Here is a 25,331-nt window from a genome sequence, read left to right as displayed (position 1 = left end):
GGACAACACAATCGGCTACACGCCACCAATATCCGCCACCACCTGACCACCCCGGCCCACCAGCCCCGACCCGGAAACATACGTGGAAAAGCTGGGCAGACCAGCGGTTACCCCACACCCAAACCAGCTGGTTCGCGCGCCTACGGCGCGCGAACCAGCCCGAAAACCAGGTCGGTGGATTCAGGCTTAGCCACCAATGGTCGTCAAGTGGTCAGCAGGCTGCTGACCAGCATCGACCAGCGGTTGCGGCCCGTTTCTGATATTCCGGTCCCACCCCTACTCCACCCGGGACCGGAGTCAGACGCTACCGAGATGAGCCGGGGAAATACAGATCGCTCGAATACGAGCGGTTTCAGTAACTACCCGCGATGACTGCCCGGACCACCGACCAGTCGCGTGGCGGACCGGACGTGTATGCCGGTGTGCCAGGAACTACGTCCCCGGATGCCCAAGCGCGTACCTGAATGCCCCTGGCCCACCGCCCGATCAGATCGAGTCAATCGACCGATGGCCGGGCGGCGTAGACCTCGTGCAGTTCGGTCCCGACCAAGGAGGGGTCTTGCCTGTTGCGCGGGGACAGCCCGTGCCGGCTCAACAACTCGCAAAACTCGGCCAGGCGGCCGTCAGTGTCGTGTACCTCGGCTACCACGGCGTGAATACGGGGCCAGTCCGTTTCGGAAATGCCGCGCAATACGTCTAATTCCGCCCGCTCCACATCCACTTTGAGCAATCCGATCTCAGCGTCAGGGGCGTGTTCGGCCAGTAGCGCCGACACCGTGGTGACGTCTACGTCGATCTGCTCGCCGTCGTGCAGGCCAGCAGTGATGTGTCCGATTGATTCATCGTCCAGGCCGCTGTTGCGCAGAAAGATCTTGGTCGCTTCGTCGTCTCGTTCGCGGTCGGCGTACAGACCGGAATTGGCCGATGCCCGCGGGTACCAGGTGAACGGCACAGTCCCGGGCACGGTGCCGACCGCAACCCGCAGCGGCACCCCATAGGGCACATGAGCGGCCATGTTGCGCTGCAGACAGTGAAAAATCGTCGGTACGGGCTCGACGGCGATGACCCCAATTCCGGGGCACTTATCAGCGAACATCATCGCGGTGAGTCCGATGTTTGCGCCTATATCCAAGACGATCTTCTCGGGTCGCAGGCGGGCGACAGCGTGCTGGTAGAAACCGTCCGCCGCCATCGTCTCGCGCCACAGCATGCGCGCCTCAGCCGGACTCGTGCAGGTCACCATTCTGTTATCGTCGAGTCGTAACTGCTGGGGGGTGGTCAGCATACGTCAGTGAACCTTTCGCAATCGGGCCGACAACGGTCGACCTGCACGGCAACTTCGTCGACATTGAAGCAGCGCCCCCACGCCAACTACCAGGGGCGTGCTCCCCAGGCGACTTTCGATCTGAACAGTCGCAGCCCGTGAACATCACCGAGGGAATCCTTCCATCAGCTATTTTTCAGCAAGCCTCGATCAGCGTAGCCACACGCTCTCTCTCCGGCACGCATCCTGACGGTGTTTCAGCCTTGGGTATTTCAACGCCACCACGAGCGGCTTCACTTGCGACCGACACAACCAAGCCGGGCTCTATCGCCAGATAGCCTGTGCCAGCGCTCGGTGAGGTTGGTGGTCATCGCATGGGCGAGGGCGGACATCCTGGCGGCGTCCTCGCCGTCGTCGCTCCCTGTCGGGGCCGGTGCCTCGGGTGGTCGCGGAGATAGTGGAAAGTGCGACAACGGCTTTCGGTGGTATTGATTCTGGTGAACAATGCCGGCGGGCTCGGCGTGGACGGTTGGTCCGCGGCCGTCGCGGCCGACTGGCTCCGGCTGTTCGACGCTGATATGGCCATGCCGCGGCCGTTCAGGTCGATTGCCTTCTCGGCACGGTCGTACCAGTGACCGCAGAAGCTCTCGAGCCGCACGGCAGCGCTCACTATCTCGTGAAAGCAGTGACCGGTGCGATCGTCGAGAAAGCGCTGGCCCAGAAGGTTCTGGCCGTTACGGAATCTGGTCAAAGGCGTATCCAACTGCGGAAATAGAGTAGCTGGCTACCCTATCGGCCCGGGGAACCTCGCTGAAGGATTGTGCAGGTAGCAGATGGCAATCGAAGGGATTCGCACATGGCAACTCGCACGTTCCATGGAGTCGTCACCACTCCCGCCGGAACCCCGTTGGGAGGATGGGTGGATGTCGAAGTAAGCGACGTCGGCGACTACCACGTGCATTTCCACATGCACAGCAGCAGCGCCTTGGGCAATTTCGATTTCAATCTCCGTGCCTACCTGACCGCCCCCGGGTTCCCGACGATGGCGTTCATCCAGAGCGGACACGTCTCCGGCGTCGACAGCTGGGACCGTGAGGAGAGCGGCCACAGCCCGCTACTCGCCCTGTACTGGTCGAACCTGCAGGCGAACGCCACCTACGGCGTCGCCAAGGATTACAAATGGGGCGGTGTCGTCGGCACGATCACCGAACTTATCGACGACATCATCGACGTGACTGCCGGGGCAGTGGGCGCGGCGTTAGGCGTGGTGATCGGGGCAACCCGCGAGGCGATCAGCTGGTTGGGCACCACCCTGGGGCCGGGCGGCACACTCGGTGTGGTCGGGGGAGTCGTCGTATTCGCGGTCGCGACCGTGGCGGGAGCGGGCGTGGGGACTGCGTTGATCCTCGGCGTCGTCGCCGGCGTGGCGATCGGGGCCGTCACGAATGCACTGATCAAGGACCGGCCCCTCGACGCTGCCGAAATCGCGTTCGCCCGGCAGGTATTCGGCAACTCGGTGCCTTATCAGGATGTCATCATCACCAACCTCGCGGGCCTGGGGGGACGGGCCTTCACCGCACCCGGAGTGGATGGCAAGACTTACGTCAATCTTGGGAACGCTTACGACAATCCGCTGGGCACGGGCGGAAACGCGTATCCGAAGCCGGGGCAAACCCTTATCCACGAACTCACCCACGCCTGGCAGATCGCGCACACCGGGTTCCTTCCGGGTTTGATGTGCAGCGGCATGGTGAACCAGGCGAATTACACCTTGGGCGACAACGTGTATGAGTACGGCGCACCGGGCCCGAGCTGGTCGGAGTTCAACGCGGAGCAGCAGGGGGCGATCGTGGATCAATGGTTCGGCGGGACCGGCCACAGCTCCCAGTACAAGGAGATGGATCAGGAGAACCCGTATTACCGCTATGTCTGGAACGACGTTATCAATCATCTCCCGCCAGATGAGGCACGGGCGAATCTACGGGCCACCGCGTCATCGGCGCAGAATGTGGTTTCTCGCGATTCGCTTCGCCTGGAACTGTTTTGGGCGCGAAACAGCGGCGCGATCGGATCTCAGTGGTGGGCCGGCGCACCAGGTCAGAGCTGGGCTGACCACGGCCCGTCGGACGTCGTGGCAGCGGGCGCAACCGTCTCAGACGCGTCGGTCACCGCGGTGGCGCGCACTCCGGACAACCTCGACGTATTCTGGGTCGCGCCGAATGGATCCGTCATGACGCAATGGTGGGTTAACGCAGTGGACGGAGGGTGGTACGAGCACGGCGCGGCCTTCCCTATTGCGCCGGCAGGCTCAGCCCGATCAGGTGCACCGATCGCCGCGGTCGCACGGACCGCCAACAATCTCGACGTGTTCTGGGTCCGGCCCGACGGCGCAGTTGCCAGTCAGTGGTGGGCGGCTGCACCGGGTGCTTCCTGGGGTGATCATGGCCCGTTCAACATCGCACCATCCGGCTCGGCCGAGCAGGGCTCGGCGATCGCCGTCGTGGCCCGCACGCCCGATCACTTGGACGTGTTCTGGGTGCACAGGGATGGCGCGATCGGCTCCACTTTTTGGACCGCGGCCCCGGGAACCAATTGGGCCGACCACGGGGCCTTCCGAATCGCGCCTGCCGGATCCGCGCGGCCGGGATCAGCACTGGTCGCTGTGGCCCGAACACCGGATAACCTCGACGTGTACTGGGTGACCCCTGACGGCGCAGTCGCCTCGAACTGGTGGTTCGCTGCGCCCGGCGCCAGTTGGGGCGACCACGGATGGTTCACGATTACAGCGCCGAGTGCCGTCGCGCCCGCGGGTGGTGTCACCGCAACGGCCCGCACGCCCAATAACCTTGATGTCTTCTGGGTGGCTCCCGACGGATCAGTCGGCACCCAATGGTGGCATGCGGCAGCGGGACACAGCTGGGCCGACCACAGCCCATTCGCGATCGCTCCGCCAGGAACGGCAAGCCCGGGATCGGCGATCACGTCGGTCGGACGGCTGGCATCGCATCTGGACGTCTTCTGGGTTCGTCCCGATGGCGCGATCGGCACTCAGTGGTGGGATGCCGCTCCAGATCAGGGCTGGAACCATCAGCCGTTCGCGGTGACGCCCCTGGGCTACGCGCATGTTCCGCCTGCGGGCCCTCCCCCCGGCCCGGTGGTGGATCGACTGGACGCATTTGGCATCGATTTCAGCGTGCCTGAGGGCGATCTGAGCGAATGGCTGCAGAATCCTGAATTCACGCCATATCCGGCGATCGCTGAAGCACTGCAGAAATTGTTGAACGGCAAGCACCTTCGGAAACCTGTCTATCTCGACGTGATCGTCTCCAACTATGAGAACTCGCCGGGAATCCCGTCACCCCGACGTGCGCAGGATGTGAAGGCGCCCGTGTTGGAAGCCGCCGTGATGGAAGGCTACAACGTCCGTTACGACCAAGCTGTCACGAAATTCGCTGATCTGCTTGTGCCTGCGACGTGACTGGTGTTGGCAAGATGTCGAAATCCGCTCCCACGCCCAGAAACTCGGCATCGACCTCGACGAGGACGTCGGCGCCGCCTCCATCGCCGTGCAACGGCTGCTGCGCCACGACACCGCCGACCCCCACGAACACCGCTGCACCGGCGAATGGATCACCGGCCCCGCCAAGGCCGCCCTATTCCGGCCCGTGGACCGCGGCGGGCTCCAAATGCCCGGCACCCGCCTCACCGACCGCTCCATGGGCGCATCATCACCGCCCACGCCGACGCGGCCGGAGTCGGGCCCATTCGGGGAAGTTGCCGCCCAATACGGTGTGACGCGGCAATCGGTGACCACGTGGCGCAAGCGTTACGAACAGCTCGGCGTGGACGGACTCAAAGAGTTCTCCCGTCGACCGCACCGTAGTCCGCGCCGGCTGAACGCGGAGACCGAAGCGCTGATCTGCGAACTGCGGCGGACGCATCGGCGGTGGGGAGCTCGCCGGATCAGCTACGAACTCGGCCGCCGCGAAGTCGAGCCGGTGCCCTCGCACGCCACCGTGCGTCCGACGATGCCGAACATGCACGCTCAAGCGTCTCGGCCCGCACCGCACGCGCAGGGTTCAATACCAGTTCAAATTCCATACGCGGGGCCACCCGGCGCAGCCCATCGCGAGCAACGGAGGCCTCGTCATCGAACCTCGGTTCGCGTGGAGAACTCGGTGCTCCCACTGTCAGCAGATAAGCGATGCGGTCCACCCGAAGCGTGAGGGGATCTGGATGCGGGTGGACCGTCATTTGTTTGTGCCGTCGATGACAGTCGACAGGCCCGCGAGTAACGCTTGCAGGACGACCGTCCAGTCGCCACCGAGGCGGTGGGCTCAGCCGGGCACCTGACCGACGACGATTTCCGCCTCAGTCGTATTTCACGCTCACGACACTGTGCACGCCGCTGTGACCGGTGTTGCTCGATTTCCTATCCGGGAACCGTGACACATGCAGATATGTTGCAAGCGTGGGGAATTCGACTTGTAGCTCGACCATCCCGAGGTCGCTGAGTTGGACTTGCCATATCTGCGCGCAGACGGTGCGAGCCGGTGGTTGGTGGCTGAGCTGGCCGCGGTGAAAAAGCCGGGTACGGGCGCGCCAGGCTCCGTCGGGGCCGTTCCAGGTGAACAGTTGCGTGGGGTCGTGGGTCCATCCCAGTGCGGTAGCGAGCTGGGGATGCAGCGCGAGCCATTCGCGGTGAACGGCGTCGGAGTGGAGGTGGCGGCCACGGACGATGAGATAGCGGTCGGTGGCGGCGGCAGGGGCGCCCTGGTATGGGTAGGCGCGTGCGGCTTCGGGCCACGTTTCCCAAGCGGCTCCGATAAGTTCGTCGGCGAGTTCTTCAGGGTCGCCGGTGGTTTCGTGATCGCCGATGGTCGTGATCAGGGTGCGGTGTTCGGCGAGCACGCTCCAGTGCAGGCGATGCCATCGCGAGGTTTCGGCGAGTACGAAAGGCTGGGTGTCGGCGTAGGCACGGCGATAGATCTGTGCTGCAGCGGCCGTCTGCGCACACCATCGGTCGGTGTCGTGATGGTCGGCGTCGTCGGGCTGCCATGGCAGCGGCATCGAGTCTGGCAGTGGCATCGGCGCGATCGCGGGCAGCCGGGTATCGATCAGCCCCAGCTTCTCGGGCAGTTCGGCGGCCGCAGTCCCGAGCCGTCCTGCATCGCTCAACTCGGCCAGGACCGCTGCTGTCGCGCGGCGACCGGCCATGTAGGACCACACTCGATAGTCGTGGCGTTGATCGCGGCGCCGCAATGCCTCGACGAGGCCTCGCTGTCCGTCACGCAGCCAGCGATCATCGAGCCCGGCAGCGATCGCTGCGCCGTGGCGCACCACGGTGGCGACGTCGAGCCTGACCATTTCCGCCAGCCGGAATCCGGCTCGACAACGCTGGCGGCGGCTCGCTGCCACTGGCCCCGTGCTTGTGAAATCCGACGTCGATCATCGGCCGAAGGTGACGTCGTCCAGCATGGTCGAGATCCGGTGGCATCGGCGGAAGTTGACGTCACCGGCTGGCGTGGCCTGCCGCTTCAACGAGTCTGCTGACGCACTATTCTGCCGATGAGCGTGTATATCTCGGGCGGCACGTGCGGACCCGGTACTACGCAGTGTCGCCGATCGAGTTGCCCGCGCATGTCTTCGGCAATGTTCATCAGGGTCGGGCGGTGTAAGCGGAGTGCTGCCATGCACCTTCACGCTCCAGCCAGGTGGTGAAATCCAGCAGTTCCGGATGGCATCGCCGCAGCGCCACGATGTCGGCATTCCAGCCTCCGACCTGGTTGGCGAACCGGTAGCCGGCGAGGGCGTCGGGGTCCTTGTCCGACAACGCTTCTCGTGGGATCGCTCGGTATTCGATCGGTTGTCCGAGGGACCGGCTCATGGCCTCGGCGATCTCGGTCATTGTCAGCTCGTCGCCCGCAAGTTCCACTGCGGCTCCGATGTATTCGTCCGGGTGAGTGAAAGCCCTCGCGGCAAAGACACCGATGTCGGTACCCGCGATCAGCTGCACGGGTACGTCCGGATGGATGACATCGGTGAGTACTCCCTCGCGCAAGCCGAAGCGGGGGTCGAGCTGGTTCTCCATGAAGCGCACCGGGCGTAATGCGGTGGTCGGCAGGCCGAGCCGAGTCGAGTAGCTCTCCAACTCCGCCTTGCTCTGCCAGCGGCGAATGCCGTGATCGGCGTCTGCAGCGCCGACCGAGGCGTAAACGAAGTGAGCAACACCTGCTGCCGCGGCCGCATCCGCGACATTGCGGCCCAGCCTCAGTTCATCGTCGACGGTGAAGCCGGGAGGTGTGCCAGGGTATCCCGTGGTCGGTTGCACGCTGAACACCCCATGAACACCCGCTGCCGCCGTATCCAGCGTTGTTCGGTCGCCCATATCGCCACGCGCCAGTTCCGCACCCGCCCCTGCCAACACCCGAGCACCCGCCGTGTCCGGGTCACGCACCAGCGCACGCACCCGCCAACCCGCCGCCAGCAGTGCGCGAGCCGTTGCGCCGCCTTGGGTGCCCGTCGCTCCGGTAACCAACACGATGTCCGACATCGCATCCTCCTCGAATAGCGCTGTTCGCCTGTATCGGCAATAAATGGGGATTGTCCCCGTTTAGCCGTCGGCTACAATACGGGGACTATCCCCGTTTTGCAATCGGAGTGTAATGACACCAGCCCTGAGCAGACCGGCCCGTGCCGATGCGCTGCGCAATTACGAGCTGCTCATCACCGCCGCCACCAATGCCGTCGCCGAACACGGCCCGCAGGTGCCGCTGGACGACATCGCACGTGCCGCCGGGGTCGGCAATGCCACGCTCTACCGCCATTTCCCGACCAGACAGGCATTACTGGAAGCGGTCCACCACGACCACATAGAGGCACTGGTCCACCGAGCCGGCGACTTGGCCACGGCACACGCCCCCGCCGAGGCGCTCAGGTTGTGGCTCGACACCGTTGTCGGACAGGGCAGCGCCACCCGAGGCCTCGCGGCCTCGCTGCTCGCAGTCATAGGCACATCGACCGAATCTTGGTGCCGGAAAGAAATATCCGCCGCGGCAACCGGCCTTTTGCAGCGCGCTCAAGACGCGGGCGAGATCCGTTCCGGGCTGACCGCACCCCAGTTACTGAAGCTCGTCAACGCGATAGCCCTTGCCATTGAAGGAGATCCGGACCGAACCCAGCAAGCCCGCACACTGCTGGACTTCCTCTTCGACGGCCTTCGCGTCCAAGCGTGACACTGTGCACGCGACAGACCTGTGCGCAGCTCGAACGGACTGGCCGAACGTTCGCCGATGCCGCTGATCGCGCTGCTCGGACTCGCACATACGGCCCGGCCCGGGATAGAACGGTCCTGGGCCGGGCAGGGATTGATGTGCCGGTCAGTTCGCCACGTTGTCGAATGTGCCGGCCTGGTAGGAGCCGCCTGTGGTCCCGGTGATCACCAGCAGCCGGTTGCGGCGTTGATCATGGCGACCAGGTAGACCAGGGCGGCGATCTGGTCGTCGTCGTAGTACTTGCGCACCAGGAACACTCCCGCCGACTCGCAGCAAAGATCTCACCGTGACGAACATCGCCTTCGACTCAGCAATTAGTACTGCAACGACACTCGGTGAGGGGGTGTCCGCGGCGTCGGTAGTGGGATAGTCGGGCCTGGTATTGGCTGCGGCGTCGCCATCTCGACCAGGCCCAGGTGTGGCTGGGGTCATGGTGGTGGGTGAGCACGAAAGCGACGAGTAGCCTGCGGATCTCCGGTAGTGTCAGTGCGATCATGCCTGCATCGCTGTCAGCGAATCCCCCCTTTGTAGCAGCAGCTTTGGATGCAGCCAGCCAGGCTGGGGCGAGCATCGACAGGGTGATGTGTGCATACCAGGCCCGCCAGGAACGGACCTGGTAGTGGTCGAGGCCGGCCTCGCCTTTGGCCTGCTGGAACGCTTCCTCGATGTGCCATCTGGATCCGGCCGTGAAGGCCAGATCGACCAGTCGGGCGTTGTGTGGGCCGTAGGCGAGGTAGTAGGCGATCTCGTTCGGGTTACCGATGCTGCGCCGCGCCAGCAGCCAGTGCCCACGCCCGCGCGCCCAGGTGCCTTCGATCTGGCGGCGTGCCCAGTCGAATTCGCGCGGCCCGTGGGCGCCGGCACCGACCGAAAGCCGCTGCCACGCCGAAGCCACGAACTCTGCGACCAGTGCATCGGCTCGGGTGGTGCGGTCGGCGCGGGTGGTGATCTGATGGTCGCAGCGAGTGGCCATCACGTAGAACACATCCCGTTCCTCGAGCCAGTCACGCAGATAACCTGCCTGGCCGTAGGCTTCGTCGGCGGTGAACCACGCGAAGGGCACCTGCGCGGCCAACATGCGCTCGAGCATGGCGATCACCTGCCGTGGCTTGGTGGCGAACCCGACCTCGTCGGGGATGCCGCCGTCGCGGCAACGCTCCCGATCGGTGGTCCACGATTCGGGAAGATAGAACTCCCGGTCGATCAACGCATGTCCATGCTTGGACGCATACGCCAAAAACACCCCGATCTGGCAGTTCTCGGTACGCCCGGCCGTGCCCGAGTATTGCCGTTGCACCCCAGCCGATTTCACGCCCTTCTTCAGGAAACCGGTCTCGTCGGCAGCGATCACCGCCTCGCGGTCACCCAGGTGTTCCACGACGTAATCACGCACATCGTCGCGGACCCCGTCGATATCCCAGTCCGCCTTCCGCAACAACCGCTGCATCCCCTGCGGGCCCAACTCACCAGCATGTTCGGCAACGGTCCACCCGTTCTTACGCTCCAAGCCCGCAACCAGCCCCGACACGTAATCACGCGCCCGAGCCCTCGGCTCGGACCGCGCGAACCGCGAACCCACCCTGCTGATCAACGAATCCAACTCGGCCACAACACGATCCAACACAACACACCAGATCTACCAGCACAGACACCACAAGTGTCGTTGCAGTACTAATACTCCAGCATCACTTCGTGATGTAATGCCCGTCTTCGCTGGTAGTGGGCTTGTTTTGCCTGGTGTTGGTGTCTTCGTCGCCATGTCGACCAGCGAAGCAGCCGGGTGGGGTCCGGGAGTGGGGTGATCAGGTGTGCCAGGAGACGCTTGATTTCGCCGAGCGTGAGTGGAATGAGGCCGCTGCCAATGCTTTTGGGGAGATCGCTGCGGTGACGGCGAGGTAGGTGTGGGCGAGCATGGCCAGGGTGATGTGCCGGTACCAGGCGTCGTAGCGGCGGACCTGGTACTGGTCGAGCCCGACCTCGGTCTTGGCGGTCTGGAAGCAGTCCTCGACCGACCAGCGGGCTCCGGCGACCCGGATCAGGTCGGTATCGGGAGTGCCGATCGGGGCGCCGCAGAGGTAGTAGGCGGTTTCGAGTTCGCCCTTGGTGTTGGGGGTCAGCGAGCGCCGGGCCAGCAGCCAGCGCCGCCATCCGGGGCCAGCTTCGCTGAGGGTAGGCAGCGTGGCCACGGCCCAATCGAACAAGCGAGGGCCTTTCGCACCTTCACCGCAGCTGAGCCGCTTCCACGCGTCCGCTGGCGCGTCGGCGACGACCTGGTCGGCGCGCCAACTGCCCGCCAGTGACACGATCGGCGCGCTGCTGGGTACAGCCACCACATACCCGACCCTGCGCCGTTCGAGCCAGGTCCGGAACTTCGAATCACCCCCGTAAGCCTCGTCGGCGGTGACCCAGCGGGCGGGCACGCCAGCGTCCAGGGCACGGGCCAGCATCCGTTGCGCCAGAACCTGTTTCGTCGCGAACTCGACCTCATCGGGCACCCCGGCGTCGCGGCCGCGGTCCCGATCGGTGGTCCACGACTTGGGCAGATATAGCTCCCTGTCGATCAGCGTGCGGCCCTTCGCGGTGGAGTACGCGCAGAACACACCGAGCTGACAGTTCTCGATCCGACCCGCCGTTCCCGAGTATTGCCGTTGCACCCCAGCGGATTTCACTCCCTTCTTCAGGAACCCGGTCTCGTCGACAACAAGCACACCGTCCGCATCGCCCAGGTGCTCGACGGCATACGCGCGCGCGTCGTCGCGGACTCCGTCGACGTCCCACGCCGCTTTGTTCAGAAGCCGCTGCATCCCATTCGGCGTCTGATCACCCGCGGCTTCTGCCAAGGTCCAGCCGTTTTTCCCCGCCAGCGGCGCGAGCAGGCCCCGCACATACGCTCGCGCCCGCAACCGCGGCTCCGCCCGATGAAAACGCCCCGCCACCCGCGCGAACAACTCCTCGAGCCCAGCCGTCCACGCAACCAGATCCTCATCAACCAGCACGAAACGGCCCCGGAATCCTGAAGCTGGCCCCAGCCCCAAAGTAGCTTCGCGCTCAGCGCGATTGGTCTACTGTTGCCGGTCGTGCGTCAGGAGTGGTCGACCGAGGATTTGGTCGGGTCGTGGACGCTGGTCGGTGAGGACTGGCGGTTGCTGGGCAACAAGTCGGGGGCGACTCGCGTCGGTTTCGGTCTGTTGCTGAAATTCTTCGAGCTCGAGGGCCGGTTCCCTGCCGGGCCGCAGGAGCTACCGGCCGCTGCGGTGGCGTAGATGGCCGAGCAGGTGAAGGTCGATCCCGCGCTACTGGATGCGTACCGCTGGAGCGGCAGCACGATCGAGTACCACCGGGCACAGGTACGGAACGCGTTCGGCTTCCGGGAATCATCGCGCAGCGACGAGGACAAGCTCGCGTCGTGGCTGGCGGCAGAAGTGTGCCCGGTCGAGTTGCGCGAGGAGCAGTTGCGCCACGCGCTGCTGGTGCGGTGCCGGGCCGATCGGGTCGAACCGCCGGGCCGTATCGACCGGATCATCGGGTCGGCACGCACGACGTTCGAGAAACGGTTCTGCGAGCGCACCGTGGCACGGCTCAGCGCACTGTCGATCGACCGGTTGAGCAACCTGGTCGCGATCGGTGCGGCCCCACTCGCATCGGGCCGGAATCTGTTGGCGGAGTTGAAGTCCGATCCCGGCAAGGTCAGTTTGGAGACTCTGCTGCGGGAAGTGGACAAGCTGGCGGCGGTGCGGGCGCTCGAGCTGCCACCGGACTTGTTCACCGACGCGAGTGAGAAGCTGGTCGACTCCTGGCGGGCGCGTGCGGCACGCTCGTTCCCGTCGGATCTGCGAGATATGCCCAAGCCGATCATGCTGACGCTGCTGGCGACGTTGTGCTGGGTGCGGTCAGCGGAGATCACCGACGCACTGGTGGATCTGCTGATCGAACTGGTGCACAAGGTGAACACGCGGGCGGATCGGCGAGTGCAGAAGGAGCTGACCGAGGATCTGCGCCGGGTGCGGGGCAAAGAGAACATCCTGTTCCGGCTCGCACAAGCCGCAGTCGAGCACCCCGACGACATTGTGCGCGACGCCCTCTACCCGGTAGTCGGGGAGAAGACGCTGCGGGAGTTGGTGAAAGAGGCCAAGGCCAACGACCAGGTGTTCCAGGCGCGGGTGCGCACTGTGCTGCGCAGCTCGTATTCGAATCACTATCGGCGGATGTTGCCGGCGTTGTTGGCGGCGTTGGATTTTCGGTGCAACAACACCGCTTATCGGCCGGTCATGGTGGCGATGGAGTTGTTGGCGCGGTACGCGAGTATCGACGGCAAGGTCCGCTTCTACGACACCCACGCGCTCGCTCCGCTCGAGGGTGTGGTGCCGAGAGCGTGGCGGGAGGCGGTGGTCGATGAGAAGGGCCGCGTCGAGCGCATCCCGTATGAGTTGTGTGTGCTGGTCGCGATGCGGGACGCGATCCGACGACGTGAGATCTACATCGACGGCGGGAACAGGTGGCGCAACCCCGAAGACGACCTGCCCGGCGATTTCGACACCGCGCGCGAGGTGCACTACGCCGCGATCCGCCAGCCCCTGGACCCGACCGAGTTCATCAGCGGGTTGAAACAGCGGATGAGTCAGGCGCTGGCCCGCTTCGATACCGGTCTGGCCGAGAACACCACTGGTGGTGTCCGGTTGACGCGGCGGCGGGGTGAGCAGTGGATCAGTGTGCCGAAGCTGGAGAAGCTGCCCGAGCCGGAGCACCTGGAAACCATCAAGGCCGAGGTCGCAAGGCGTTGGGGCACACTCGATCTGCTCGATGTGCTCAAGGATGCCGATTTCCTGTCCGACTTCACCGCCGAGTTCACCTCGGTGGCCTCGCTCGAGGTGATCGACCGCGACACGCTGCGAAGACGGCTCCTGCTCGATCTGTTCGCGCTCGGGACGAACATGGGTATCCGCGCGATCGTGAACACCGGTGAACACGAGGAGTCCGAGGCCGCGTTGCGGCATGTACGTCGACACTTCATCACCCGCGACAACCTGCGCCGCGCGACCACGAGGCTGGTGAATGCCACTTTCGCCGTACGGGATCCGCAGTGGTGGGGCACCGGCACCTCGTGCGCCAGCGATTCGAAGAAGTTCGGGTCGTGGGAGTCGAACTTGATGACCCAATACCACCAGCGCTACGGCGGGTACGGGGTGATGATCTATTGGCACGTGGAGCGCCGCAACGTGTGCATCTACTCCCAGCTCAAATCGTGCTCCAGCTCGGAAGTGGCGGCGATGATCGAAGGATTGTTGCGGCACTGCACCGACGCGGAGATCGACACCAACTACGTCGATACCCATGGCGCGAGCGTGGTCGGGTTCGCCTTCACCGAACTGCTGGGATTCAAGCTGCTGCCCCGGATGAAGAACATCGGGTCCATTCGGTTGTACCGGCCCGACGACACCGCCGTGTACGGGGAGCTGGGACCGGTGCTGACCAGACCGATCCGGTGGGAACTAATCGCGCAGCAGTACGACCAAATGGTCAAATACGCGACCGCGCTCCGCCTGGGTACGGCCGAATCGGAATCGATTCTGCGCCGGTTCACCCGCGGCGGCCCGAAACACCCCACCTATCAGGGGTTGGAAGAGTTGGGACGGGCGGTGCGCACGATCTTCGCCTGCGATTTCTTGGCGTCGGAAGAACTGCGGCGGGAGATCAACAGCGGGTTGCAGGTGGTGGAGAACTGGAACTCCGCCAACACGGTGGTCTTCTACGGCAAGGACTCTCAGCTCACCGGGGCCGACCGCGAGCACGCGGAGGTGTCGATGCTGGCGCTGCACTTGCTGCAATCGGCGATGGTGCACATCAATACCCTGCTGCTACAAGCGGTTTTGGAGGATCCGGAGTTCCACGATCTGGTCGGCGACGACGAACGCCGGGCGATGTCGCCGTTGTTCTGGTCGAATATCAACCCCTACGGCCGATTCCGGCTCGACATGGACACCCGCCTGGACCTGGGTCGAGAACGCTTCGCAGGCTAGGGAATTGGACGACCAGCGTTGGTCCGAGGACTTGCCGGAACCCACCCAAGGAAATAGAGTACTCATTCATAATGAATGAGGTACATAAATCCCACCCGGATGCGGTGCGCGGCGCGGACGGCCTGCTCTACAACCCCGGTGTCCGAGGATCGATGGGAACGTTCGCGGCGGGCGAGGACACCCTGCCTCTCGAGGCCGCCGCCGCACTCCGCTCGGCCTGGCAGGCGGTCGATCGGCTGCGCTCACAAGGTGCCGGCGGTCGCGGACTGAGCACCGGGGCACTGGATGTGTTGGCCCGGCTCGCCGTTGCCGATCACGACCTGAACGTCGGAGAGTTGGCGCGCGCCTGCGGGGTGACCTCGCGCAATGTCACCGGATTGGTCGACACCCTCGAGCGCGACCGCCTGGCCGAACGCATTCGCGATCCACAGGATCGCCGCTCAGTGCGGGTCGTGATCACCGCGACCGGTCGTGAGTGGCTGGAGTCGTTCCGGCAACCGACTCAGCGGGCAATGTCGGCCATCTTCGCCGGATTCACCCCCGACGAACTCGCACAACTGCAGGACCTGTGCCTGCGGGTTGTGGACAACCAACACCGGATCGAGCAATACCTCGCCACCGGCGACACCGACCGCTCGACCTCATAACACCACGCCCCGGAGGATGACATGACAACGACCGATTCCACGACACGACGCACCGTCCGGGCGTACCACGACGCCCGCTACCGCGGTGACGTCCAGTCGGCCTCCGAACAACTCGGCGACGGCTTCACTTTCCGCAGCCCGTTCATCGAGTCCGCCAGCCCGACAGGACATCTCGCGGGCATGGAGGAATTCTTGAAGATCGTCACCCGCGTGGAGATGATCAGCGAGTTGTACGGCGACACCGACGCCGTGCTGATCTACAACGTCCACACCGACTCGCCGGTCGGTACCCAGCGCACCGCCGAGCACTTTCGCATGGACGCCGGCCGAATCACGGCGATCACGCTCATCTTCGACGCGACACCCTGGCAGGCCATCATGGCCACCCGACCTCAGGATGCCGGGCGCTGATAGATGTTTTGCGACTGATGCCGGATTTTCCTGGCTACCAGGGAAATCCGGCCCGCAGGGGTTTACGGCCCTGGATCTTCAGCCGCGATCGGCCCCGTCGTAGCGGCGAGGTACCGGTGCAAAGAGGTCTTTGGGATGCCGGTCTTACCCGCGATCTCGCCGAGGCTGGCACCTTGTTCACGCAGGAGGCGGGCGTAATCGATCTTATCGTCGGGGTGGGCGTTCGGCCTGCCGATGCGCGGCCCTTGGCCTCGGCGACGACGCGGGCGTGGGCCGCACGTTCGGCGGTGAAGGTGCGTTCCATCTCCGCGAACAGCGCCAGCAGCAGAAACGCGATGCGGCCCAGGCCTTCATCGCCAGTGTTGATCGGCAGCGGGTCGCCCAGCGAGCGCACTCCGATTCCCTTGTCCTGCAAGTCGTGTACGAGGTTGAGCACCTCCCGCAGGTTCCGGCCGAGCCGATCGAGGGTATAGACGACGATGGTGTCGCCGGCGCGGGTGTAGTCCAGCAGTTTCGTCAGGCCGGGCCGGTCCACGGTGGCGCCGGTCTTCTTGTCGACGAAGATCCGCTCGTCGGGGATGCCCGCCTCGCCGAGCGCGGCGAGTTGTCGTTCGAGGCTCTGTTTGGTCGTCGACACTCGGGCGTAGCCGAGGTCGAGTCCGGCGGCGGGGTGGCGTGTGTCGATGCCCATGCGGGGAATGTACCGAAAGTCGTTGCCGTACGGTCCTTTCGGAACAGTTCTCGTGGAACAACTTGTGGAACGAATTGCGTGCGGGTCCGCCCTGTTCGTGCGTTGACGACCGAGGTCGTTCACGCTCGCCCTGTGGTCGTTCCACTTCCATGGAAGCGGAACGATGGGCGGGCGGCGTTTCCCCCCATTACTCCGGGACTGTGAGTCTCGGTGAGAGGGTGAGAGGACATCGACGCTCGGCCGAATCCACGACCGGCAGGGCCGACGTTCCGAATCTGCTCTGGTCACATCATCGGCTTCGGCATCGACAACCTGGAAGCCCCGTCCACGACCTCGTTGCCAACACACGCAGCTATGCGAAGAACGCGGCCAATTCCCGGGCGACCAGAGCAGGATTTCCTCGATTGTCCGGCCCCATGTGGTCCAGGGCCGGGAACTCGATCCGGTGCGATCGGGGCACGATGGCCGCCAACTCGTCGAGGCTCTGCCTGAGATAGTCGGCGGATCTGACCCCGCCCAGGAGCAATACTTCAGCGGTTACCCCGGCGAAGTCCGTGATGGCGTCCCCGGGATCGGTGTGGGTCTCGAACTGCATGGTGGGAATGAGTTCCTTCAACGAGACGTCGTCACCAGCGACTTTCTTCGCCTCACCCGCCAAGACAAGTCTTACCGCCGGAGTCAGCAGGGATCGCGGCATCAGGGTGAAGAGCCTGGACGCGCGGGTGCCCTTCAGCACGGTGACGAATGCCGCAGCCGGGTTTGCGCGGGCGATCTCCCGGTTGTAGCGAGCCATCCACCGCGGCGGGTGTTCGATCAACAACGGCGGCTCATAGATCGCCACCTTCTGCACGGCGGACACCCGCAGTGCCACCCGCAGCGCGATGATCGCACCCGAACTCAACCCGAAGAGATACTGTGCCCCGGTCTTCGTCAGGATCGCCGCGACGTCCTCACAGTCCTTATCGATGCAATAGCCATCACCGGGCGGCCCACTCAGACCCCGACCGCGCCGGTCCGGGACATAGACGGTGAAATCACGGCTCAGTGCCGCCGCGAGATCACTGAAATTCTGCGAAGCCTGAAGTGCCCCATGCAGTAACACGCACCCGGGACCGCTACCGAACTGACGATAACCAACGAGAGTGCCGTCGGCGGAAACCACAGAATCGGTCGTATAGCTGTGCGCTGACGAGGTCATGACCTCACGCTAGAACCTCAACTTCGCTTGATGTCAACAGCAGTGAGAATCACTGAACGCGACTTCGAAAACCGACACCAAGGAAGCGGAACCGATCGGCCAACCGGCTACCACCCAAGGCAAACGAACCGGGATCGCTTCAGGCGGCCTCACTTTGGGGCTGGGGCCAGCTTCAGGATTCCGGGGCCCTGTTCGGCTGAACCGCCGGTCGGAATATACCTGCCTGGCATCCTCATAGCCCGTGACGACCCAGCACGGATTTCCGTAGGGCAGTTTGAGACGGGCAAGTCCATTGTTGTTGCGAACCTCGTCGAGTACCGGGTCCAAGCCCAAACTTCTCGGTGCGCGCGACGGAAAATCATGCATTGGCACTTCAGACATCGAAATCTTCTATCTCTGTATTATTTCGTGACATTGCTCAGGTCGTCGCGTCCCGTCCCGGGTTGCCGCGCTCCCCATTCCTCCTGGCTCGGGGCACCCGTCACGTCGAGACTGCCGGTCAAATAGGCAAGCGAGCTGACCGAACAGGAACCGAAGCGACCGAATTCGTCGTACAAGCTCGATGTACCGACCGCGAGCCCGGCACCGGATGTGTGATTGTCGGCCTCCAGGCCGATCGACAACCCAGCCGGCATCCGCGCCAGAACAATCGTCACATCATGGTTTATGTATCCGATACCCGTGTCGCCCCAGCTGGTCAACGTATTGGTGAGTTCACCCACCATTGCCGTGCGAACAAATGGCGACGATTCCTCGCCGTTGACCAGCCCGGTCTGATTGATCCACAACCGCTTGCGGCTGGCGTTCTGATGCTCGGACATCATCAGGCTCCAGCTCTCCCCGTGCGCATCGCTACCCCAGCAGATTCCCGGCGTGGACATCGCGGCACGAAGCCGACCCGGCGGGACATACGAACCAGTCGGAGGATTCCATCGCCGACCGCTCGGTTCCCGCGACGGACGCGCGAAGACGGCTGGCGCACGTGCAATCGGCTGATCACCCTGGGCTATCAATGCATCCGCGATCCGGACGTTCCGCCCGGTGCGAACTCGGGTGGTGGTAACGCTGGTCTCCTCGAACCGGCCCTGCCGGAAGATATCAATGGTGAACCGGGCCGGTGTCAGTTCGTCACCTTCCGAGTGCTCATGTTCAACGACGTGTGCGGCCAAACCAGCAACGGCCGCACCATTTATCCGATCGGCCGACCATTGACTTGCCGCAAGAGGAAGCTGATGAAAATTCCCGCCCCGGCGCTCGAAGAATGACATAACTCTCCCTAGTATTCAATCCCCATGCCGACCGCCATCATTCGATCTCGAATACTGTCCGGAAGAATTGCGATTCCTGCGAGTACGCGACGCCCCGGGGGCGATACGTTGTCGGACGAGTGCCACGCCGAACGGATCTACCTCGCCGGACACTCACTCGCCAGCTGCAGCAGACTCACCGGCTTCCCCGCCAGCACCATCAGAGATGCCCTGCACACCCGCGACACACCAATGCGGCCGGCCGGAGGCCGCCGACAGGCCGCACACACCCCGCTACATCGACGCCATGCGCACCAATCCCGGGCTCGCCCCCGCACGTGCGGGGAGCACCCGGACTCCACCGCGTTGACCCACCACTGGTAGGGCACCCCCGCGTGTGCAGGGAGCACGCGGCCCCGGTCACCAGCGCTCACCCGGCACAACGACTGTGGCTCATCTGGGCGTCGGGATCGCGTGTGGCGTCGAGTCGATGTCGCGGTCGGGTTGGGCGTACATGAAGGGCGACTCTCCGTTCGGCCCCCGCGGCCCGGTCATCCTGCTCGACACCATGTGGGCGGGTGCGGGCGGTCCGGCCAATCCGGCGCTGCTGGCTCGCAATGCTTACATCGGAATGATCGAGACAGCACAGAACGCTGCCGACCGCTACGGGCTGACCAGAGAGGAAATCGACGCGTTCGCGCTCCGGACACAGCGAAATGCCAAGGCGGCCAGGGATTCCGGGCGGCTGGCCAAGGAGATCATGCCGGTGGAGATCGCCGCGACGAGGAAGACCCCCGCCCGCCTGTTCGAGCACGACGAATTCATCCGCGACGACACCACCGCCGAAAGGCTCGCGGCGCTGCCCCCGCAGCCGGGGACGACGCAGATGACCGCAGGGAACTCGACGCCCCCGACAGACGGGGCCAGCGCACTGGTGCTGGCTTCGGGTGAACGAGCGGCCGAACTCGGAGTGGAACCGCTGGCACGGGTGGTGTCCTCGGCGGTGTACGGGATCGATCCGCTCTACATGGGTCTGGCTCCGGCCTGGGCGCTGCCACTGGCGATCCGACGCGCGGGCCTGACACCCGAGCAGATCGACGTATGGGAAGTACACGAGGCATTCAGCGCCCAAGCCCTGGGCGTGCTGCGTGAACTGCCCAACCAGCTGGACGGCTTCATCATCCCCGACGAGGAGCTGACACCCAACGGCGGCGCGGTGGCAATCGGTCATCCGTTCGGCGCCACCGGCGCCCGCTACTTCCTGACCTTGGCCACCGAACTGCGGGAACGCAATGCGCGCTACGGCGCGATCGGAGTCTGCATCGGATCCGGTCAAGGAGTCGCAATCGTCCTCGAAAACCCGTCCGCCGCCTGAGAAATCTCACCGAAGGAACAACCTACGGGGTTCCTCAGGCAGCAGGCTTGCGGTGTGGTGCTCGGCGCTCGTGGATCTCCAGCGGCAGGCGCCGAAGGCCCGCGCGCGGTACACCGGTTCACTGGCGGGTCAGCCACTCCGACAACCGCGTCTGGGCGAGGTTCGCACCCGGCCCGGGCAACAGCTCGCGGTCCGGCAGCGCCCCGAAGTACCGCGCATGTGGATCGGTGATCACAATGCGCGGATCGTGGCGTGCGGCCAGCACGGTGCCGATCCACCGGTCCAGGCCGAACACCTCCGGCCCCGCAACCTCGACAATGCTGTTCAACGGGTCGCCCGCCGCGGTCCCGCTTACGGCCGCGGCCACATCCTCGGCGGCCATCGGCTGCACGGCCGCGCCGGACAGCCGCACCGAGCCGTCGGCGGTGGCGGAATCGGCGATCTGCCCGGCGAATTCGAAGAACTGGGTGGCGCGCACGATCGAGTACGGCAGCGCGGAAGCTGTGATCAGTTCCTCCTGCGCCACCTTCGACCGGAGGTATCCGGACTCCGGCAGCCGGTCGGTGCCCACCACCGACAGCGCCACGTAGTGCCCGACACCGGCGGCGCCGGCGGCGTCGAGAAGGGTCCTGGTGGACGTTCGAAAGAATTCCATGACGTCGTCGTCCTGGAACGACGGCGAGTTGGAGACGTCGACTACCACGTTCGCATCGTGCAGTACCTCCTTCACTCCCTCGCCGGTGAGTGTGTTCACTCCCCTGCTGGGCGAAGCCGGAACCGCCTCCTGGCCACGTTCGCCGAGCCGAGCCACGACCTTCGAACCGATCAGCCCGCTGCCACCGATAACGACGATCTTCAATGCTCACTCCTTCCACTCGAGCCCTTGCCGGTCAGACTCCGGCCGGCGACCGGGCTGCGATCACAGTCCTGTTGTCAGGACCACGCGGAACCGGGCTTTACCACTGAGGGCGTGGCGATATGCGGCGGGCGCATCGTCGAGCGGCCGCTCTTCGATCATGGCCCGGATGCCGGTGATGGCGGCGAAGTCGAGGGTGCGTTCGATGTCGCGGGCGGTGCCGGCCGGGTGCCCGCGCACTGCCCGGGACTGGAAGATCAGCTGAAAGGGGCTGACCGGGATCGGCGTCGGAACCGCACCGATGACGATCAGTTCGCCGTCTGTGGACAGGCCGTCGATGGTGGCGGCCATCGCCTCGGAGCTCGCGGCGGTGGCTTGCACGACGCGGGCGCCGCCGAGACTGCGGAGTTCGGCGGCTACATCCTGGGCTGTGGAGTCGATGTAGTGCCGGGCCCCGAGTTTTCTAGAGAGCGGTTCCTTGTCCTCCCCCCGTGCGATCGCAACGGTGTCGAAGCCCATCTTCGCGGCGAACTGGACACCGAGGTGCCCGAGCCCTCCGATGCCGAGGATCGCGACCAGATCGCCGGGGCGGGCCTGGCTACGGCGCAGCGAGTTGTAGGTGGTCACTCCCGCGCAAGCCATCGGTCCGGCGTCGACCGCGGTGAACCCGTCGGGGATGCGGGCGATCGCGCTCGCCGGCACGACCACGGCTTCGGCGTAGCCCCCCGGATACTGCCAGCCCGGCACCTGGAGGTTCTCGCAATGCATGAAGTCCCCGTCACGACAGTGGTCGCAGTACAGGCACGCACCGCCGAACCAGCCGACAGCCACCCGATCGCCGGGACGCCAGCGGGCGACGCCGTCGCCGACCGCGTCGATGCGACCCGCGATCTCGTGACCGGGCGTCAGCGGGAACGTCACACCGGGCAACGCATTGGTGACGAACGCATTGTCGGAGTGGCAGATACCGCAGGCTTCGATGGTGACCCGCACCTGTCCGGGCCCTGGATCGGGTATGTCGCGAGTGGTCAAGAACAGTTCGCCGTCCGGGTGGTCCACCTGGACGGATCGGATGCTGGGCATCAGAAGAACTCCCTCCGGCCGTGAGCGGGCGTGCCATGCAGTTCGCGCAGAATCGCTGCAGAGATCGGTTGGCATCGAACAGAACCGGGGCACCTTCGAGGGTAATGCCCCCGCCCGTCCGGGTCGAGACAAAGCCTGGTTAGACGGCCGGGGACCGGGGACCGATCAGAGTTCGGGACTTTCGACGACACCGTCCGGATCGCACACTTGGATATGTAAGCAACCGGCTGGCAACACAACAAGGGTGCAGGCAATGAACACCACAGGGGTTCCCGCGCTGAAGCTCGAGGCGGTCGTCATCCCGGTCGCCGACGTCGACCGGTCGAAGAGGTTCTACGAAGGTTTGGGCTTGCGCCTCGACGCCGACTTCGAATTCGACAACGGCTTCCGGGTCGTGCAATTCACGCCGCCGGGTTCGCCGACGTCGATCCAGTTCGGCACCAACGTCACCACCGCGGAACCCGGCACGGCGCAAGGCCTGTACCTGGTGGTCTCCGACGTTCAGCAGGCGCGCGACACGCTCGCGGCCCAAGGCGCGGAGATCAGCGAGGTCTTCCACCCCGGCGCCCCCGGGGCACAGTTCCAGCCCACGTCGGGCGATGGACGCGTGGCGGGACCAGCGGACGAGCGGGCGAGCTACGGGTCCTTCGCGGCCTTCACCGACCCCGACGGCAACGCCTTCCTGCTCCAAGAAGTCACCACCCGTCTCCCGGGCCGTATCGAGACCACCGAGACGGCGTACGCCACCACCAGCGACCTGGTCGACGCACTGAAACGCGCCGCTGCCGCCCATGGCGAACACGAGGCCCGCAACGGCGGCCAGTACGACGCGGCCTGGCCCGAGTGGTACGCGGCCTACATGGTCGCCGAGCACCACGGCGATCAGCTACCCGAATAACCGACCCGCACGACATCGAACAAGAAGAAGAACGATGACCACCATCCATATGCACGCGAACACGCGTGTGACACCCGAGGAATACGTCGCGGCCCTCACCGACTTCGGTCCGGACCGTTCGAAACTGCTCGGCAACAGCAACAACGCCTACCTCCAGGTGCACACCCGGGACGACCACCACGCGGACGTCACCGAAGGAGCCAGCGGAGTCTGGGAGCGGCTCCAGTACGACTGGACCAACCCGCAGCACGTGGTGCTGACCACCACCGAGTCCAACGCGTGGGGCCACGCCTCCGGACACACCTACGACCTGACCCGGCGCGCCGACGGCACCACCGATATCGACTACGTCGTCGTGCGCGAGGGCAAGAACCTGCGCGGCTGGTTCCTCGGAGCGGTACTCGCCACCGTCGGCAAGAGCGTGCTGACCAAAGCGTTCCGCAACTCGGTGTCCGCGATCGAGGCCCGCGAGGAACCGCGGTCGTAATGGTCGTCGACAAACATCACCATCAGCCGACACCCACCGATCACATCGCACGGGGTCCCGCGCCGAACAGCTCAGTCGTGGGTGTGTGAGTGATCGTCGAGTAGATCGCTTTGATGCACATGACCATGCGAATGCACAGTCCCATCCTCGTGTGGACCACCCCGGTTTTGGGGGAGACCGTTGGATCTGGAGAGGATCGACGGTATGGCAGGGAACTCGAGATATCCGGCGGAGCTGCGTGAACGTGCGGTGGCGTTGGTCGCGCAGTACGAGCGTGAGCTGGGTGGAGGCCGGGGCGCGATAGCCCGGGTAGCGCGTGATCTGGGCGTTCACAAAGAAGCCCTGCGTCACTGGGTGAAGCAAGCCAAGACCGCCGGCGTTCGATATCACGCGGTGATGCTCGAACAGGAAGGTTGCCGCCAACGCGGGTAACGGTGAGGAGCGACCCTCCGCCTTCGCCGCTCCAGGCTGGAGCGGCGAAGATGATCACTTCGCTTGCTGGATTGCCCAGGGAAAGGACGTGGTGGATGGAACGACAGACGAGCCCGGGAAGGGGGCCTGCGCGGTCAGGTAGCAGTCGTCCGTGCTGTAGCTGCGGATCGTGAACGTATTCGGGAGGGTGGAGTTGGGGGCCTCTTCGATCGACCACCACGAACTCTTGTCGGATGCATCCTTGGTCACGATTACCCGAGATGCATTCCCGTCTGGCAGCGTGAGGAAGAGCTCGGAAGAGGGGAAGGCGATCGTGTAACCGGCTTCGGCTTCGTCGTCGGTCTTGATCGGTTGGATGTTGAGTGTTGTTGCCGGACCGGGCTGGAGAGCTACGGGCTCACCCTCTTGGCCGGTGTGGGTGCTCATGCATCGAGATTCGAAGGGGCCGGTACCAGGTTTGATGGAGTAGCGCCCAGAGAGTGTGGTCATGATGCTGATCTCCTTGTCGAATGCCTTGGGCCACGGTGTGATTCACCGCCACAAGGGCAGAGCGACGAGGGAGCTGTCCCCGAAAATGTTTGGGGGTGAGGGGCATTGACCGGCAGCCGACCTATCAGGTCGTGGATTGGTGGAGCACTCTCGACCACTGGCCGCACTGAACCAGTTTCGAGCGCAGTGATCGATGTGTCAAGGGGGGCAAATACTTTGGGCATGCTGCCGACTCTGGCCTCTCTCCCATGCCGTTCGGCATACGTTACTAAGGCGAAGTAGCCGTAGCATCGATTCTGGAACGGCTGGCCGCCCGCGCGAACGTCTCGATCACCGGCCAGCCCGACCCCGCGCGCCTGCCGACAGAAGGCCCCACACGCGTGGTCGATGCCCTGAACTCGGCGCTCTCGGGCCGCGACGCGAAGCTGAAAGGCGGTCAGGCCGGTGCCGCCGGCGAAGTACTCGCGGGCGACTGGCCTGGATATGCGGATGAATCTGGAGCATCTCGATGCGCGCCGCCATGATCATGTCGGAGCGGTGGACCTGGCACCTGCTCAGGTGTGGGCACCTGGTAGCGGGATTCACTCACTGCGCACCCCCGAGTTGCTTGCGCAGCTGCGCCTCGGCCTGGTCGAGCAGTGCCCGGACATGGCCGTAGGCGGCCAAGTAGTCGACGGTGGTGGGTTCGGCGCTCGCACCGGCGCGAGTCCGTGCCGTGTGCTCGGCCTGTTCGGAGATCTCGCGTTCGACCGCGCCTGCCAACACGCGAACAGCCTCCTCCGCGTGGGCGGCGGCAGCTTCGGCAGGATGGGTTCGCTCCCATTCGCGGGCCGCGCGGGCCGCGTCGCTCAGCAGCAGAGAGCGGCAGGCTGCAGCGATCCATGCCGACAAATCACCCCCGTCCGATTCCCGGATCCGGGCCAGCAGCGCGTCATCGATGGAAATCGTTGCGGTCGCCATGC

The 25,331-nt window shown here is 64.8% G+C and carries 24 protein-coding genes and 2 pseudogenes; 13 read left to right on the top strand and 13 right to left on the bottom strand.

The window, feature by feature from the left end; genetic code table 11:
- Positions 1-496 precede the first annotated feature (496 nt).
- Positions 497-1,285 carry an FkbM family methyltransferase gene (locus tag GFY24_RS33760; protein WP_153809174.1) on the bottom strand — a complete coding sequence of 263 codons (789 nt, stop codon included), beginning with the start codon at positions 1,283-1,285 and terminating at the stop codon, positions 497-499.
- Between the two features lie 443 nt (positions 1,286-1,728).
- Here GFY24_RS33760 and GFY24_RS33755 point away from each other — a divergent pair, with 443 nt between their 5' ends.
- The 4 genes from GFY24_RS33755 to GFY24_RS33740 all read left to right on the top strand — a co-directional run bounded on the left by GFY24_RS33755 (position 1,729) and on the right by GFY24_RS33740 (position 5,490).
- Positions 1,729-1,899, top strand: a complete 171-nt coding sequence (locus GFY24_RS33755; protein WP_153809173.1) for a hypothetical protein — start codon at positions 1,729-1,731, stop codon at positions 1,897-1,899.
- Positions 1,896-2,039, top strand: coding sequence for a hypothetical protein (locus GFY24_RS33750; protein WP_153809172.1), 144 nt, complete (start codon positions 1,896-1,898; stop codon positions 2,037-2,039). The genes GFY24_RS33755 and GFY24_RS33750 overlap by 4 nt, the downstream gene beginning before the upstream one ends.
- A gap of 144 nt (positions 2,040-2,183) precedes the next feature.
- Positions 2,184-4,742 carry a M35 family metallopeptidase gene (locus tag GFY24_RS42470; protein WP_228566903.1) on the top strand — a complete coding sequence of 853 codons (2,559 nt, stop codon included), beginning with the start codon at positions 2,184-2,186 and terminating at the stop codon, positions 4,740-4,742.
- Positions 4,726-5,490 carry a helix-turn-helix domain-containing protein gene (locus GFY24_RS33740; RefSeq protein ID WP_153809171.1) on the top strand — a complete coding sequence of 255 codons (765 nt, stop codon included), beginning with the start codon at positions 4,726-4,728 and terminating at the stop codon, positions 5,488-5,490. The genes GFY24_RS42470 and GFY24_RS33740 overlap by 17 nt, the downstream gene beginning before the upstream one ends.
- A 145-nt stretch (positions 5,491-5,635) precedes the next feature.
- On the opposite strand, the gene GFY24_RS33735 is transcribed toward GFY24_RS33740, so the two are convergent.
- Complete coding sequence (locus GFY24_RS33735) at positions 5,636-6,631, bottom strand: hypothetical protein (protein ID WP_153809170.1); 996 nt, start codon at positions 6,629-6,631, stop codon at positions 5,636-5,638.
- A gap of 292 nt (positions 6,632-6,923) precedes the next feature.
- The gene (locus tag GFY24_RS33730) at positions 6,924-7,817 is read right to left on the bottom strand and encodes an NmrA/HSCARG family protein (protein ID WP_153809169.1); all 894 of its coding nucleotides are present in this window, start codon (positions 7,815-7,817) and stop codon (positions 6,924-6,926) included.
- A gap of 112 nt (positions 7,818-7,929) precedes the next feature.
- On the opposite strand from GFY24_RS33730, the gene GFY24_RS33725 reads away from it, so the two are divergent.
- Entirely contained in the window at positions 7,930-8,499 is a 570-nt protein-coding gene (locus GFY24_RS33725) for a TetR/AcrR family transcriptional regulator (protein WP_153809168.1), read from the top strand.
- A gap of 346 nt (positions 8,500-8,845) precedes the next feature.
- Here the strand turns inward: GFY24_RS33725 and GFY24_RS33715 are convergent, their stop codons facing one another.
- Together GFY24_RS33715 and GFY24_RS33710 are read right to left on the bottom strand one after the other, a co-directional pair.
- Complete coding sequence (locus tag GFY24_RS33715; protein ID WP_375336136.1) at positions 8,846-10,174, bottom strand: IS701 family transposase; 1,329 nt, start codon at positions 10,172-10,174, stop codon at positions 8,846-8,848.
- Positions 10,175-11,531 (bottom strand): annotated as a pseudogene (locus GFY24_RS33710) (IS701 family transposase). It abuts the gene before it with no gap.
- 84 nt (positions 11,532-11,615) lie between these two features.
- Here GFY24_RS33710 and GFY24_RS42465 point away from each other — a divergent pair.
- The 4 genes from GFY24_RS42465 (at position 11,616) to GFY24_RS33695 (ending at position 15,613) form a co-directional block, all read left to right on the top strand.
- Entirely contained in the window at positions 11,616-11,801 is a 186-nt protein-coding gene (locus GFY24_RS42465) for a hypothetical protein (protein ID WP_228566902.1), read from the top strand.
- On the top strand, positions 11,802-14,555 hold the full coding sequence (locus GFY24_RS33705; RefSeq protein ID WP_228566901.1) for a Tn3 family transposase: 2,754 nt from the start codon (positions 11,802-11,804) through the stop codon (positions 14,553-14,555).
- Positions 14,556-14,626: 71 nt separating this feature from the next.
- On the top strand, positions 14,627-15,202 hold the full coding sequence (locus GFY24_RS33700) for a MarR family winged helix-turn-helix transcriptional regulator (protein WP_153809167.1): 576 nt from the start codon (positions 14,627-14,629) through the stop codon (positions 15,200-15,202).
- A gap of 21 nt (positions 15,203-15,223) precedes the next feature.
- Positions 15,224-15,613 (top strand): hypothetical protein, encoded by a 390-nt coding sequence (locus GFY24_RS33695; protein ID WP_153809166.1) that lies wholly within the window; start codon positions 15,224-15,226, stop codon positions 15,611-15,613.
- Between the two features lie 62 nt (positions 15,614-15,675).
- Here the strand turns inward: GFY24_RS33695 and GFY24_RS42460 are convergent, their stop codons facing one another.
- The 4 genes and pseudogenes from GFY24_RS42460 to GFY24_RS33680 all read right to left on the bottom strand — a co-directional run bounded on the left by GFY24_RS42460 (position 15,676) and on the right by GFY24_RS33680 (position 18,770).
- Entirely contained in the window at positions 15,676-15,798 is a 123-nt protein-coding gene (locus GFY24_RS42460) for a helix-turn-helix domain-containing protein (RefSeq protein ID WP_255458798.1), read from the bottom strand.
- Positions 15,799-15,911: 113 nt separating this feature from the next.
- A pseudogene (locus tag GFY24_RS33690) lies at positions 15,912-16,304 on the bottom strand (recombinase family protein); the annotation flags it as partial.
- A gap of 352 nt (positions 16,305-16,656) precedes the next feature.
- Positions 16,657-17,502 (bottom strand): alpha/beta fold hydrolase, encoded by an 846-nt coding sequence (locus GFY24_RS33685; RefSeq protein WP_153809165.1) that lies wholly within the window; start codon positions 17,500-17,502, stop codon positions 16,657-16,659.
- Between the two features lie 401 nt (positions 17,503-17,903).
- On the bottom strand, positions 17,904-18,770 hold the full coding sequence (locus GFY24_RS33680; RefSeq protein ID WP_153809164.1) for an acyl-CoA thioesterase domain-containing protein: 867 nt from the start codon (positions 18,768-18,770) through the stop codon (positions 17,904-17,906).
- Positions 18,771-19,146: 376 nt separating this feature from the next.
- Here GFY24_RS33680 and GFY24_RS33675 point away from each other — a divergent pair, with 376 nt between their 5' ends.
- A complete protein-coding gene (locus tag GFY24_RS33675) occupies positions 19,147-20,124 on the top strand; it encodes a thiolase family protein (protein ID WP_309231651.1) in 978 nt (325 codons plus the stop codon).
- Between the two features lie 118 nt (positions 20,125-20,242).
- Here the strand turns inward: GFY24_RS33675 and GFY24_RS33670 are convergent, their stop codons facing one another.
- Both GFY24_RS33670 and GFY24_RS33665 read right to left on the bottom strand, forming a co-directional pair.
- Complete coding sequence (locus GFY24_RS33670) at positions 20,243-20,983, bottom strand: SDR family oxidoreductase (protein ID WP_153809163.1); 741 nt, start codon at positions 20,981-20,983, stop codon at positions 20,243-20,245.
- A gap of 60 nt (positions 20,984-21,043) precedes the next feature.
- Positions 21,044-22,063 (bottom strand): alcohol dehydrogenase, encoded by a 1,020-nt coding sequence (locus tag GFY24_RS33665; RefSeq protein WP_153809162.1) that lies wholly within the window; start codon positions 22,061-22,063, stop codon positions 21,044-21,046.
- Between the two features lie 253 nt (positions 22,064-22,316).
- Between GFY24_RS33665 and GFY24_RS33660 the strand changes: the two genes are divergently transcribed.
- From GFY24_RS33660 to GFY24_RS33650, 3 genes are all read left to right on the top strand, one after another.
- Complete coding sequence (locus GFY24_RS33660; RefSeq protein ID WP_153809161.1) at positions 22,317-22,961, top strand: VOC family protein; 645 nt, start codon at positions 22,317-22,319, stop codon at positions 22,959-22,961.
- Positions 22,962-22,995: 34 nt separating this feature from the next.
- Positions 22,996-23,448, top strand: a complete 453-nt coding sequence (locus GFY24_RS33655) for a hypothetical protein (protein ID WP_153809160.1) — start codon at positions 22,996-22,998, stop codon at positions 23,446-23,448.
- Positions 23,449-23,652: 204 nt separating this feature from the next.
- Positions 23,653-23,880, top strand: a complete 228-nt coding sequence (locus tag GFY24_RS33650; protein ID WP_153809159.1) for a transposase — start codon at positions 23,653-23,655, stop codon at positions 23,878-23,880.
- Between the two features lie 54 nt (positions 23,881-23,934).
- Here GFY24_RS33650 and GFY24_RS33645 read toward each other — a convergent pair whose 3' ends face one another.
- Both GFY24_RS33645 and GFY24_RS33640 read right to left on the bottom strand, forming a co-directional pair.
- A complete protein-coding gene (locus tag GFY24_RS33645) occupies positions 23,935-24,306 on the bottom strand; it encodes a hypothetical protein (protein WP_153809158.1) in 372 nt (123 codons plus the stop codon).
- Between the two features lie 648 nt (positions 24,307-24,954).
- Positions 24,955-25,329 (bottom strand): hypothetical protein, encoded by a 375-nt coding sequence (locus GFY24_RS33640; protein ID WP_153809157.1) that lies wholly within the window; start codon positions 25,327-25,329, stop codon positions 24,955-24,957.
- Positions 25,330-25,331: the final 2 nt, after the last annotated feature.

The organism is Nocardia sp. SYP-A9097, assembly GCF_009649815.1.
In the GTDB taxonomy this organism is placed as follows: domain Bacteria; phylum Actinomycetota; class Actinomycetes; order Mycobacteriales; family Mycobacteriaceae; genus Nocardia.
The sequence above is the reverse complement of the archived record's forward strand: the minus strand, read 5'-3'. Positions and strand labels throughout refer to the sequence as shown.